The organism is Clostridium gasigenes (genome assembly GCF_017348895.1).
In the GTDB taxonomy this organism is placed as follows: Bacteria; Bacillota; Clostridia; order Clostridiales; family Clostridiaceae; genus Clostridium; species Clostridium gasigenes.
The window spans coordinates 1,085,013-1,098,265 of the sequence record NZ_CP071376.1 but is presented as its reverse complement, the minus strand read 5'-3'; the positions used below and the strand labels follow the sequence as shown (position 1 = coordinate 1,098,265).

Annotated in this window: 12 protein-coding genes; all 12 read left to right on the top strand. The window is 27.9% G+C overall.

The annotated features are described in order from the left end of the window. The first annotated feature begins 146 nt into the window (after window positions 1-146). Window positions 147-740 (top strand): metal-binding protein, encoded by a 594-nt coding sequence (locus J1C67_RS05435; protein ID WP_167867033.1) that lies wholly within the window; start codon window positions 147-149, stop codon window positions 738-740. Between the two features lie 131 nt (window positions 741-871). Further along, complete coding sequence (locus J1C67_RS05430) at window positions 872-2,140, top strand: CapA family protein (RefSeq protein WP_167867034.1); 1,269 nt, start codon at window positions 872-874, stop codon at window positions 2,138-2,140. Between the two features lie 183 nt (window positions 2,141-2,323). Continuing rightward, entirely contained in the window at window positions 2,324-3,544 is a 1,221-nt protein-coding gene (locus tag J1C67_RS05425; protein ID WP_167867035.1) for a sensor histidine kinase, read from the top strand. Window positions 3,545-3,641: 97 nt separating this feature from the next. Further along, window positions 3,642-4,391 carry a LytR/AlgR family response regulator transcription factor gene (locus tag J1C67_RS05420; protein ID WP_167867036.1) on the top strand — a complete coding sequence of 250 codons (750 nt, stop codon included), beginning with the start codon at window positions 3,642-3,644 and terminating at the stop codon, window positions 4,389-4,391. Window positions 4,392-4,635: 244 nt separating this feature from the next. Beyond that, a complete protein-coding gene (locus tag J1C67_RS05415; protein ID WP_167867037.1) occupies window positions 4,636-6,906 on the top strand; it encodes a peptidase domain-containing ABC transporter in 2,271 nt (756 codons plus the stop codon). Further along, window positions 6,893-7,390 (top strand): hypothetical protein, encoded by a 498-nt coding sequence (locus tag J1C67_RS05410; RefSeq protein WP_167867038.1) that lies wholly within the window; start codon window positions 6,893-6,895, stop codon window positions 7,388-7,390. The genes J1C67_RS05415 and J1C67_RS05410 overlap by 14 nt, the downstream gene beginning before the upstream one ends. Continuing rightward, on the top strand, window positions 7,377-8,489 hold the full coding sequence (locus J1C67_RS05405; protein ID WP_167867039.1) for an HlyD family secretion protein: 1,113 nt from the start codon (window positions 7,377-7,379) through the stop codon (window positions 8,487-8,489). The genes J1C67_RS05410 and J1C67_RS05405 overlap by 14 nt, the downstream gene beginning before the upstream one ends. A gap of 131 nt (window positions 8,490-8,620) precedes the next feature. Then, window positions 8,621-9,013 (top strand): hypothetical protein, encoded by a 393-nt coding sequence (locus J1C67_RS05400; protein WP_167866960.1) that lies wholly within the window; start codon window positions 8,621-8,623, stop codon window positions 9,011-9,013. A gap of 640 nt (window positions 9,014-9,653) precedes the next feature. After that, the gene (locus J1C67_RS05395) at window positions 9,654-10,340 is read left to right on the top strand and encodes an HlyD family secretion protein (RefSeq protein ID WP_167867040.1); all 687 of its coding nucleotides are present in this window, start codon (window positions 9,654-9,656) and stop codon (window positions 10,338-10,340) included. Window positions 10,341-10,382: 42 nt separating this feature from the next. Further along, window positions 10,383-10,622, top strand: coding sequence for an HlyD family efflux transporter periplasmic adaptor subunit (locus tag J1C67_RS05390; protein WP_167867041.1), 240 nt, complete (start codon window positions 10,383-10,385; stop codon window positions 10,620-10,622). A gap of 660 nt (window positions 10,623-11,282) precedes the next feature. Then, window positions 11,283-12,416, top strand: coding sequence for an ABC-F family ATP-binding cassette domain-containing protein (locus J1C67_RS19965; RefSeq protein WP_479927569.1), 1,134 nt, complete (start codon window positions 11,283-11,285; stop codon window positions 12,414-12,416). Between the two features lie 3 nt (window positions 12,417-12,419). Continuing rightward, window positions 12,420-13,196, top strand: coding sequence for an ABC transporter C-terminal domain-containing protein (locus J1C67_RS19960; RefSeq protein ID WP_479927570.1), 777 nt, complete (start codon window positions 12,420-12,422; stop codon window positions 13,194-13,196). Window positions 13,197-13,253: the final 57 nt, after the last annotated feature.

The window sequence follows — 13,253 nt, the reverse complement described above, 5'->3', positions numbered from 1 at the left end:
GTGTAACTAACCTATCCACTTATACGATAGGCGTTAGCCTAGAGGTTTTTTATATACCTAAATATATAAAGGTGATATACTTGATAAATAAAGATTTAATTTAAAATCATTAACAAAAGATAGAGATCAAAGGAGCACTAAAGAAAATGGCATCTGGGAAGACTCACGATAAAATAACAGTTATAATGTCTCCCTTTGCAGCAGGAATATTCTTTTTAATTAACTTTTCAAAGTCTAAAGATATTGGCAATATAATTGCTTTTACTATTTTAGGAGTGGCTGTTTATATATTTGGTGGATATATGTTTTCAGGAGATGTTGACATAGAGAGCGTAGAATTTAATAGATGGGGACCTTTAAAAGTTATATGGCGTTTGTATCAAAGGCTATTTAGTCACAGAAGTATATTCACACATGGGTTTATATTAGGACCTGCAATAAGAATTTTATATGTTTATGGAATATACTTAATAATATGTGCATTGCTTTATGCTTTGGATGTTATAAACTTATCAACTTCACAACTGATAAAGGCTACTGCTTTATTTATGGAAGAGAATAAACAGTTATCATTTAATATAATAGTAGCTTTGTTTTTAGGATCAGGGTTACATACATTAACTGATTTAATATATAGTTTTTTTAAGAAGATATTTAAAGGCAAGAAAAGACCTCGTAGGGGTAAAAAAAGAAAAAATTATCTGCAAAGAGAATTCCTTAGAAAGTTAAAATTCAACTAATTATAAAAATAATTAGTTGAATTTTTTTATTTTTATTTAAATTGTAAATTTTTACAAAATAATTATGGGTAATAATATATATATTTGATATAATTAAGATAAATTAAATAAATTGAAAGAAGGGTGTTGAAATGAAAAATAAAAAACTTCTATCAGCAATAATGGGACTTATGTTAGTTGTACTATTAGGACTTAGTGTAGGTAATGTTGATAAGGTACTTGGAAATAAGCCTAAGGAAGATAAAAACCAACAAGAGGATAAAGCTGTTATAAAAAACATTGAGGAACCTGAACTGGAAAAAACAAAAACTATAGAAATAGTTGCCACCGGTGATGTGTTGATTCATAAAGAGATTTTAGATACTCAATATGACGCTACAAAAGATAGCTATGATTTTAACAATAATTTTCAATATATAAAAAGCTACTTAGAAAATGCAGATTTAACAATATCAAATTTAGAAACAACTTTAGCAGGAAAAGAAAATTATGGATACTCAGGATATCCCTCTTTTAATTCACCAGATTCTTTAGCTGATGCAATGAAAATCGCGGGTATTGATGTTGTTGCTAATATGAATAACCATGCTTTAGATAGAGATGTTAAAGGATATAAAAGAACAAGACAAACACTAGTAGATAAAGGTTTTGATGTAATAGGAACAAGAGCAACGGATAAAGATAAAAGGTATGTAATAAAAGATGTAAAAGGAATTAAGATGGGAATAACATCTTATGGATACACAATGACAGGGGAAGATAATAAAAGAGGCTTAAATGGAATTGTTATACCCCAGGAAATATTACCGTTAATGAATAGTTTTCATCCTGATAATTTAAATTGGGATTTAGAAAACATGAAAGAGCAAATAGCAAATATGAAAGCTGATGGAGCAGAGGTTATTGTATTTTATATGCATTGGGGAGATGAATATGAGTTAGAGCCAAATGCTATGCAAGTGAAAATAGCACAATTTTTAGCTGATGAAAAAGTAGATATAATATTTGGGACACATCCTCATTCGCTTCAACCAATAGATATATTAAAGTCTTCAGATGGAAAAAGTGAAACTCCTGTAATTTATTCAATGGGAAACTTTTTATCAAGTCAAAGAACTGAAAGAATACAAAATCCATATACAGAAGATGGGGTAATAGTGTCAGTTAACATAACTAAAAATTTGGAAAGTAATGAAATTGTAGTAGAAACACCAACTTATATACCAACATGGGTTAACTGGTACGAGAAGAAGGACAAGCTATTCTATGAAGTTGTACCTGCAACTATAAATGACGCAGGATATCTTACCGAGGAAGGAAAGAAAAGAGTTGTGGAATCTTACAATAGAACAAAGGGCGTTATAGAAAAGTATAATGATAAAATAAAAGTAAAAGAATAAAAAGTAGTAGATTTTTGATGAATTAATAGGCAATATATATTAAAAATTTCCACTATTGTGTATAATGTGCTAAAATAGTGCAAATAGTGCAATTGTTAAAACAAGGTATTGGTAAGGGGCGATTATTAATAAAAGAACTATTAATGAAGTAGAGAAAAGGGCGATGGGGGATAAACTAAGGATATGAGAGATATAGTAAATTCATTAACAATTATATTTATTATGATACTTTATAAAGAACTATTTAAAGTAAATATTAAAGATATATTTAAAATTATATCTTTAATATTAGTGGTAGCTCTTGTTATTAATAGATTTATTGGTTCACATTGGCAAAGTTTTATTTTAATAACATTGATTGAGGTAGGAGTACTTAGTTATGTGCTTAAAAAGAAATTAAATATAAGTTTAGAAAGGTTAATGATATGTAAAACAATTATTTTTATAGTTAAGGGATTATTTTTTGCTAATAATCAATATAATATGGATAATAGAATAGATATTATTAGGTTCGCTATTGCTTGCGTGGTTAGTATTGTAGTGATGAAAATCATATTGAAAAAGGAAAAAATTAATGTAGATGAATTAGTTACTGAATATTCTATATGTGGAAATGTAATTATTAATATCTTGTTTTTTTTAATAATAATAAATCTTATTAATGTTATTAATATAGATTATGAAATAATATTAATAGAAATTTTTATGCTGATATTCTTAATAGTATTTTCAAATATGTATTACTATAAATCCTTTTCTAAAATAAAAATAGAAAAAGAAAAAATAGAAACCTCTTATAGATATAATAAAGTGGTAAATGAGTTGATTGAACATATAAAGGGTAATCAGCATGAGTATAAAAATCATCTTAATACAATTACTTCTATTATATATTTAAGTACAGATATAATAGAAGCTAAAAAAGAAGTTAACAAATATATGGAAATTATAAGCCAGGAAGTCGATTTTAATAAAGTATTATCAATAGATAATATGATAATAAAAGCAATAATATATAGTAAAATATTAGAATGTGAAGAGAAAGGCATAGAATTCATTTTTAATATAAAGGGTGATATTAAAAAATTGAATATTGAAAGTTCCGATTTAACAGTAATACTAAGCAATGTATTAAATAATGCAATTGAAGCAGCAGAAAAATCAATACAAAAAAAAGTTCAACTTGAAATAGATATTAATGAAAGAAAACATATAATAATAAAAAATACTGTAGACAATATAGATATATCAGAGATAGGTAGCTTCTTAAAAAGAGGATTTTCTAAAAAGGGTAAAAACAGAGGATATGGGTTATACAATGTAAAGAAAATAGTTAGAAAATATTACGGAGAAGTAAACATAGTATTAGAAGATGAGTGGGTAGTTGTTAATATAATTATATAAAAGCAAGTTTAAAAACATTATAAAATAGACTAGAGTATTGTGAGTATCTATTTTTGAAGGTGATTTAAATATTAAAGGGGTAAGATGGGGTGAATCTATGAATATATTAATTGTAGAAGATATTGACGTGCAAAGAAGGGCATTAGTACAAATAATAAAGGCAAGATTTGAGGATGTTAATATTTATTCAGCAGAAAATGCTACTACTGCAATAAAGATTTTAGAAGAAAAAAATATTAATCTATTTATATTAGACATAAACCTAGAGGGTGAATCAGGAATAGATCTTGCAAAAAAAATAAGAGAATATAATAGATATGAATTAACAGGGGTAGTATTTATTACATCAGAAATTATGCATTTACTTAATGCTTTCAAGGATATACATTGTTATGATTATCTAGTAAAGCCTTATAATGAAGATGAAATAAGTAGAATAATAAATGTGTTTTTAAACCACAATAGAGAAATTAAAAATGATGATATAGACGATAATTATACTTTTTTAAACTTGGATAAGGATATAATGATTAAACTGTATCATAGAGATATTATTTTTATAGAATATTGTTTAAATAGGTGCAAAGTACATACTAAAAAGAATATATACAAAATAAAGGGAAAGTCATTAAGTAGTTTAGTTACTGAAATGGATTCTAGAGATTTAGTGCAATCTCATAAATCTTATGTGATAAATATAAATCATATAAATGCTATTATAAAAGATTATGAGAAGCTGTGGAGTATAAATTTTCATGATTACAGTGAAGAAGCAAAGCTTGGATATACATATAAAAATAATGTGCTAAGTTTATTAGCGCGTAAAGAGGTAGATAATAGAAGTTAGAAAATCTTAGAGAAATTATAGTAGCTATTAAAAAGAAACCACTACAAAATATTTAAGATATTTTGTAGTGGTTTTTTATTTTAAAACAACAAATTTTGATGTTGAAAAGAAGGGAATAGAGATATGTTAGGAAATTTGATATCGAAAATAGGCGTTTGGATACAATTTAAACATAAAAAGAGAAAAATGTATTACAATGCAATTAAAGATTAGTATGAAGTATTGAAAATTTTAGGGGGATAAAATGTGGAATAAAAGCTATTTAGTAAAACAACATGATATTACAGATTGTGCAGCAGCTTGTTTAGCTACAGTGTGTATGTACTACAAAAAAGAAATTACTATTACAAAGCTTAGGGATATATTGGGAACTGACATAAAAGGAACAACACTTCTAGGGCTAGAAGATGGAGGGAAGAAATTAGGTTTTGATACAAGAGCTATAAGAATTGATAAGGAAGGTTTTCAAACAAAATTTACCTTGCCAGCTATAGCACATGTAATTACTAAAGAAGGTTTAAGTCATTTTGTAATAATACATAAAATAAAAGGCGGAGTAGTCACAGTATTAGACCCAGCAAAGGATAAAGAAAAGGTTAGTATAGATAAATTTTTTGAAACCTTTGATGGAGTAATTGTGGTACTTGTACCTAATAATGAATTTAATCCAGGGAAAATAAAGGGAACTGGAATGTTACCTAAGTTTATAAGCTTGTTAACACCACAGAAAAAGCTGTTTATATATTCAATTTTAGCTTCAGCATTATTGACTATGCTTGGAATAGCATCAGCCTTTTTCAATAAAATTTTAATGGATGAAATATTACCATATCAGCTTAAAAATCAATTAAATGCATTTATTATAGGTTTTTTACTTTTGGGGTTTACGCAAATATCATTAGGTGCCATAAGGCAACATATGTTACTATATCTTTCACAAAAAATAGATATTCCTTTATTGCTTGGATATTTCAAACATGTATACAAACTACCTATGAGTTTTTTTGCAAGCAGAAAGGTAGGAGATATACTAACAAGATTTAGTGATGCATTTACTATAAAAAATATTTTAACTTCTGTTTCATTATCTTTAGTTATGGATATAGTACTTGCAGTAGTTTCAGCAGGAATTTTATATGTTATGAACAGCACATTATTTATAATAGTTTTGATTTTAACATTAGTAAGTGCAGCATTAATCTATATATTTAAGCATCCATATAAAAAGATAAACATAGAGCAAATGGAAGCTGGGGCAAAATTAAATAGCCAAATTATAGAAAGTTTAAAAGGGATAGAAACTATAAAAATACATGCTGCAGAAGAAAAAACCATAGAAAAACTTGAAGGTGATTATATAAGAACTTTAAGAATTGCCTTTAAAGAGGGAGTTTTATCAAATATACAAGGGTCTATATCTGGTGGAGTATCAACTATAGGTAATTTAGTACTTATGTATATAGGTGCAAGAATGATAATGAATGGAGATATTACATTAGGTAGTTTAATGGCATTTACAACTCTTTCAGGATATTTTATGGATCCAATAGGAAGGTTAATAAGCCTACAATTGAGTATTCAAGAAGCTGGTATTTCTTTAAAAAGAATATCTGAAATTTATGAAATAGAAAAGGAACAAGATGAAGAAATAGACAAAATAGCAATTGATTCTGTTCATGGAGATGTTAGTTTAAAGAATGTAACATTTAGATATGGAAGCAGAAAGCCTGTGTTAAATGATATATCTATAAATATACCTAAGGGTAAAAAAGTAGCATTAGTTGGACAATCTGGTAGTGGAAAAACTACTATCTCAAAACTTCTTCTAAAATACTACACTCCTGAAGAAGGAGAAATAAATATAAATGACTATAATATTGAAGAATTAGACTTATATAGCTTAAGAAGGAGCTTATCTTATGTACCACAAAACATAGAGCTTTTCTCAGGAAGTATAAGAGAAAATATAACTTTAGGTTGTGGAAATGCAAGTTATGAAGAAGTAAAAGTAGCTTGTGAAAATGCAGGTTGCAAAGAGTTTATAGAAAAGTTACCAGGTAAATACGATACTTATTTAGAAGAAGCTGGGGGAGGGCTTTCTGGTGGAGAAAGACAAAGACTTGCACTTGCGAGAGCCTTTATTAAAAAGCCAAAGTTCTTGATTTTAGACGAAGCAACAAGCAATTTAGATTTTATAAGTGAAGCTAAAATATACAACACCTTATTTGTAAAAGGTAAAGATATTACTATGCTTATAATTGCTCATAGATTATCTACCATTAGAAATTGTGATATTATCTACGTTTTAGATAAAGGAAAAGTTGTTGAAGAAGGAAATCATGAAACACTTTTAAGTAAGAAGGGGTATTACTATAAATTATATGTAAGTCAAGTTGGTGAAATAGATAATTCAAAATCTGAAAATGAAGATGATTCAAAAGAAGTTTTAGTAATAAAAAATATTGATGAGAATGAAGTAGTTTTATTTGAGGGGGAAGAGTATGAGTACAGTTGAGAAAATAGTAATAAGAGAAAATAAGGTTTTGAAATTAAATAATGTGTTAGTAAGAGAAATTAGTCAAAATGAACTTATAGATATTGATAAAATAGCTTATATGATGGATAGCTATATAAAGTCAAAAGGAACTTCTACTCTTGGACCAATGATAAATTATTCAACTGTAGAAATAGATGAAAGTGGACAACCTAACATAATTATAAAATTAATGATTCAGCTTAAAACTTTTATAAATAAAGTTGATTTACCTTATGACATTAAATCACAAATTAGAATTAGTAATTGTTTATTTGCAAGATTTAATGAAAAAGAAGAAAACCTTCAATTTGCATATCAAAAATTAGGAGTATATGCCTTTGAAAATAATATAAAGCTTAAAGGAGATTCTTATACTGTATTTGTAAAGCAGGAAGAAAATGAATTTGTAGCGGATGTATTTATGGAAACTTTGAAAGGTGGGGAGCTACTTGAAAGTTTATAATTTAAATGAAATAACAGATAGTAAAGTGCTTTATGATAAAAGACCACCAAAGTTTATGAATTATTTAGTTTTAATAGTAACAGTGTTAATAGGAGTAGCCATAATATGGGCTAATAAAAATGTGAAAACTTTTATAATAAAGGGCCAGGGAATAGTGGCCTCTGAAAAGAAATCATATGTTATGGCAAAAGCACCAGGAGAAATAAAAGAAGTTTTTATAGAAGAAGGCAAAGAAGTAAAAGCTGGAGATGTTCTATTCACAACAAATGGTATAGAAGCAGAACTTCAATTGCAACAAGTAATAGCTCAAATTAATAATTTTAATAATAGAATTGAATGGTTAAAAGCTGCTGAAAAAAATGCAACTAATGGAACTAACAAGTTTGATAAAAATGATGCTGTAGAGGTGGAATTTTATAATAAATTATCTGAGGCATACGTTGCAAGAAAAGAATTTGATGTAAATATACAAGCTTTAAAAGATCAAGGAGCTGAAGAAAAGCAAATTAATGAGCATATAAAAACTCAAAAAAACAAAGCTAATGAACAATATTATAAAACAATATCAGCTTTTACAAATGAAAGAAAGCAATATGACTTAGAAGTAGTAAAACTAGAAGCACAAAAAGTAGCCTTAGAAAAAAACAAAGAAGAATTTAAGGTGTTAGCTCAAAGTAGTGGAATTATTCATATTAATTCACCGTTAACAACTGGAATGGTACTCCAAGGCGGAGCTTTAGTTGGGACTATAACAAATAAAGAAGATGAACTTATTATAGAAACAATGCTACCATCTAGTGATAGACCAAGAATCCATAATGGAGATGAGGTTTCCATTATGGTTGGGGGACTTTTACAATCAGAGTATGGAACCATACCTGGAAAGGTAATTAACATAGATGAAGATGCAACAGTAGATAATGAAAAAGGAAATGTGTATTTCAAGGCAAAAATTAAGCCTGATAGAACATATCTTGAAGATCCAAAAGGTGAAAAAGTTAACCTAACAATAGGTATGGTAACAGAAACAAGGGTTAAATATGAAAAGATTACCTATATGAAGTATATATTAGAACAAATTGGAGTTAAATTTAATTAGCCATTAGAGGAAATTTAATTAAATGTAGATGTTTATAAACATAGCGCGCAATATTTTAAAAGGTGTTTGTAATATATTTACAATTGATTGAAAATCCTTTAAAATATATAATATAAAAGGGGAAATTTAAGATGAGTACATTTGTATTAAAAAGAAATTATGGGTTAGAATTGCCAGCGAGCTATGTAGAGGTTGATAGCGAGGAAATGGAATATGTTGATGGGGGCGGGCCTCATTATGGATTTTCAGGCTATATAACATATAGAGTATCTAGAACTGTAATAAATGCCGCAGTTGGAATTGGTGCAAGTGCCGCAGTCTCGCTAGCTCTAGGCAGTGCTGGGATAACGGGGGGATTAACGTTACTTGCGGTGCCTGCACTATCAGGTTTAATAGCAGCAGTTGCTTCAAATGGGTTGCTTAAGCAAGATTGGTATTATTTTGATGTATTATCAATGGGGCTAGATTATGCGCTTTTGAGTAAGATTTCTGGATATGATAATCAAATTACTTTGCATATGTAGAAGTGGTAGGTGAAATTGTTGTTAAAATTGTTTAAAATATTATGTATATATTTTTTAGTATGTATGATAGGATTAATGATAGCTATAGTTGTAAGTCGATTTGTTAATAGTAATATAGGAACTTTTACAGGTATCATGAGTGTAGTGCTTATAAGTGCAATCATACAGAAATATGATGTGTATTAGCAAACGTCCCTAAGGTCGCGTAAAAACCCCTGGGGGTTTTAAAATATTCCAGGTACAAGCAAAGAAAATAGATAAAGAGCGAGTGATTTATATTTGCAAATGAGCAACTACCAGGAATGTTGGAAGACATTAAATAAGTGCCATAGCAAGTACCTTTAGGTGCTAGTTCCCCTGAGGAACAATATGTGGAAATTAAATTAGAGAAAGCTACGATGAAATTTTGTTTTTCAACGTAGCTTTTTCTTTGTTATATAGTTTTGTTGCTAGAAAACATATTTCGATGAAAACTCCAAAGGGGAAGAAAACCTTCAATTTGCATATCAAAAATTAGGTGTATATGCCTTTGAAAATGATATAAAGCTTAAAGGGGATTCTTATACGGTATTTGTAAAACAAGATGGGAATAAATTTGTAGCACATGTATTTATGGAAACTTTGAAAGGTGGGGAGCTACTTGAAAGTTTATAATTTAAATGAAATAACAGATAGTAAGGTGCTCTATGATAAGAAACCACCAAAGTTTATGAACCATTTAGTTTTAATAGTAACAGTGTTAATAGGAGTAGTTATAATATGGGCTAATAAAAATGTAAAGACATTTATAATAAAAGGGCAAGGGATAGTAGCATCTGAAAAGAAATCATATGTTATGGCAAAAGCACCAGGAGAAATAAAAGAAGTTTTTATAGAAGAAGGCAAAGAAATAAAAGCTGGAGATGTTATATTCACGACCAATGGTATAGAAGCAGAACTTCAATTGCAACAAGTAATAGCTCAAATTAATAATTTTAATAATAGAATTGAATTATTAAAAGGTGCTGAAAAAAATGCAACTAATGGAACTAACAATTTCGATAAAAATGATGCTGTAGAAGTAGAATTTTATAATAAATTATCTGAGGCATACGTTGCAAGAAAAGAATTTGAAGTAAATGTACAAGCTTTAAAGGATCAAGGAGCTGAAGAAAAGCAAATTAATGAACATGTAAAAACTCAAAAGAATAAGTCTAGTGAACAATATTATAAAACAATATCAGCTTTTACAAATGAAAGAAAGAAGTATGATTTAGAAATAGTAAAACTAGAAGCACAAAAAGTAGCCTTAGAAAAAAATAAAGAAGAATTTAAGGTCTTAGCTTAAAGTAGTGGAATTATTCATATTAATTCACCGTTAACAACTGGAATGGTACTCCAAGGCGGAGCTTTAGTTGGGACTATAACAAATAAAGAAGATGAACTTATTATAGAAACAATGCTTCCATCTAGTGATAATCCAAGAATTAATAATGGAGATGAAGTTTCAATAATGGTTGGAGGGCTTCTACAATCAGAGTATGGAACGATACCTTTAACAATTAATAGGAGCTATATTAATAGTAGTGAAAAAAGATTAGATATTAATATTTATACTAAATTTAAATAATTAATTATGAATTTGATATTCAATGATAAACAAATGTATAAGGGCTGGTAGTAATTGTATATAAATATATTTACTTATATTACCTTATATGGTATGATAACCAAAGAATATATTTTAAGGAGGACTGTAAGTTATGATACCAACTAATTGCTAATTTAAATATTAATTTTAAAAAATTAATAATCTGTTCTATGGGAGTATTACTTTCACATATATGTGGAAGGTTTATTTGTTATGCTCTTTTATGGAATTAGCAACTTAGAAGATAACTTACGTTACTAAAATATTTATATTTAATAAGATAAAGAGATTTAATGCCGTATATAGGAGTGATATAGTGTCTAAAAATTTAAACAAATGTTAGTTTTAATTAAGTTAATATTAGTTTTAACTTAAAGTAGGCGCTATTTTTAACAATATTTCATTAAAAGTCTCTAATGATTTTTTTAATTATCTTGATTAAATAGAGTGATTTTGTGTTTTAGACCGTAAGAAGAGAAATCTTCTTACGGTATTTTTATTTTACTGAAAAATATTTTAATATTTTATTTATGAAGTATAGAGTAATAGGCAGTATTTAAGATAGATTTCTAATTTGTTTTGAAAATAATAGAGTTTAGCAAAAAAAATATAAGTAAATAAGGAAAAGAGGAATTTATTATGATGGAATTATCGTTTAACAATGTAAAGAAGTATCTAGATGCAAATCTAGTTCTTGAAAATATATGTTTTAGTATTTATGATACTGAAAGAGTTGGGATAGTTGGAGTAAATGGAAGTGGAAAAAGTACTATATTAAAAATAATAGCAGGGGTAGAAAAGATGACTAGGGATGATAAAGGCTTTATTTCTATACCTAGAGGAAAGTCTATTGGGTATCTTGAGCAAGTTCATAAGTATGATAATAATATTAAGGTAAATGATATTCTAAACTTAGCATTTAGTGAACTTGAAATTATGGAAGAGAAAATAAAGTTTATGGAAAAGGAAATGAAGCACTTACAAGGAGTGGCGTTGGAGAAAACTCTTGAAAAGTATAGTGATATTCAACGAAGTTATGAGATTCAAGGAGGCTATGAGAAGGAAGAAAAATTAAGTAAAGTATGCACGGGGCTTAATTTTGATGATAGTTTCCTTGATAAAGATTTTAGTATATTAAGTGGAGGAGAAAAGACCACTGTAATACTTGGAAAAATTTTATTAGAAAGTCCAGAAATATTACTCTTAGATGAGCCTACAAATCATTTGGATATGAAGGCTACAGAGTGGCTTGAGGATTATTTAAAGAGTTATAAAGGCATGGTTATTATAGTATCTCATGATAGGTATTTTTTAGATAATGTAGTAGGTAAAATTATAGAAATAGAAGATATGGAATGTGAAACCTATAAAGGGAATTACTCAGAATTTGTAAAGCAAAAGGAAGATAATATGCTTATACAATTTCACCAATTTAAAGAACAACAAAAGCAAATAGCGGCCATGGAGAAGACTATAAAGGATTTAAGAGATTGGGCACAAAGAGCAGATAATAACAAATTCTTTAAAAGGGCAGCAAGTATACAAAAAAAGCTAGATAAAATACAAAAAATAAAAAAGCCCAAATTTGACAAGCAAAATATTAAGCTAGATTTTAATGATGTAGAAAGATCAGGGAATCAGGTTATAATTGCAAAGAATTTAAGTAAGAGCTATGAGGAAAAGCAGCTATTTAATGAGTCAAACTTATTAATTAATTTTAAAGATAGAGCAGCTCTAATAGGGGGAAATGGAAGTGGAAAAACCACATTTTAAAAAATGTTATTAGGGGAGGAAGCTACAGATGGAGGCAATGTTAGAATTGGAGATAGCGTAAAATCTGCATACTTACCTCAAAATATAACTTTTAAGGATGAAGAATTAACTGTAGTTGACTGCTTTAGAGAAGATTTTATGATACTTGAAGGTAAGGCAAGAGAGTATTTATCAAAGTTTATGTTTTTTGGAAGTGATGTGTTTAAAAAGGTTAATAAGTTATCAGGTGGAGAACGAGTTAGGCTTAAATTAAGTAAACTTTTGTATGAAGATATAAATTTATTAATACTAGATGAGCCTACTAACCATCTTGATATAGATTCTATTGAAGCACTAGAAGAGTCATTAGAATATTTTAAAGGCACTATACTCTTTATATCACATGATAGATATTTTATAAATAAAATGAGTAGTAGAATAATAGAAATTGATAATAAAACCTTTAAAAATTACTTGGGTAATTATGATTATTATAAAGAAGAAAAAGATAAGCTTAAGGTACAATTTGTAGAAGAGAAAAAGGAAAAAAAGGAAAAAACTAAAGTAGTGAGAAAAGTAGATGAGAGTCAAAAGATAGATAAGAAAATAGCTAAGTTGGAGGAACAAATATCTATTTTAGAAGAAAAGATAAGAGAAATAGATGAAGAAATGAGTTCTTTAAAAGATAATTACAGTGAGTTAAATGAGCGTTATATTAATAAAGAAGAGTTAGAAAATCAATTATATAAGATGATGGAAGACTGGGAAACCATTACTATGGATAGTGTTAGTGAAAATTAAAATAGGTTTGAGAATTCGATACTTTTGGTGAAATAACTTTATTAAGAATTGATAGGA

Excerpts from the sequence above, each read along its gene's own strand:
- J1C67_RS05425 (WP_167867035.1), top strand. The coding sequence starts at position 2,324 with ATGAGAGATATAGTAAATTCATTAACAATTATATTTATTATGATACTT.
- J1C67_RS05420 (WP_167867036.1), top strand. The coding sequence starts at position 3,642 with ATGAATATATTAATTGTAGAAGATATTGACGTGCAAAGAAGGGCATTA.
- J1C67_RS05390 (WP_167867041.1), top strand. The coding sequence starts at position 10,383 with ATGGTACTCCAAGGCGGAGCTTTAGTTGGGACTATAACAAATAAAGAA.
- J1C67_RS19960 (WP_479927570.1), top strand. The coding sequence starts at position 12,420 with ATGTTATTAGGGGAGGAAGCTACAGATGGAGGCAATGTTAGAATTGGA.
- J1C67_RS19965 (WP_479927569.1), top strand. The coding sequence starts at position 11,283 with ATGATGGAATTATCGTTTAACAATGTAAAGAAGTATCTAGATGCAAAT.
- J1C67_RS05410 (WP_167867038.1), top strand. The coding sequence starts at position 6,893 with ATGAGTACAGTTGAGAAAATAGTAATAAGAGAAAATAAGGTTTTGAAA.
- J1C67_RS05400 (WP_167866960.1), top strand. The coding sequence starts at position 8,621 with ATGAGTACATTTGTATTAAAAAGAAATTATGGGTTAGAATTGCCAGCG.
- J1C67_RS05430 (WP_167867034.1), top strand. The coding sequence starts at position 872 with ATGAAAAATAAAAAACTTCTATCAGCAATAATGGGACTTATGTTAGTT.
- J1C67_RS05435 (WP_167867033.1), top strand. The coding sequence starts at position 147 with ATGGCATCTGGGAAGACTCACGATAAAATAACAGTTATAATGTCTCCC.
- J1C67_RS05415 (WP_167867037.1), top strand. The coding sequence starts at position 4,636 with ATGTGGAATAAAAGCTATTTAGTAAAACAACATGATATTACAGATTGT.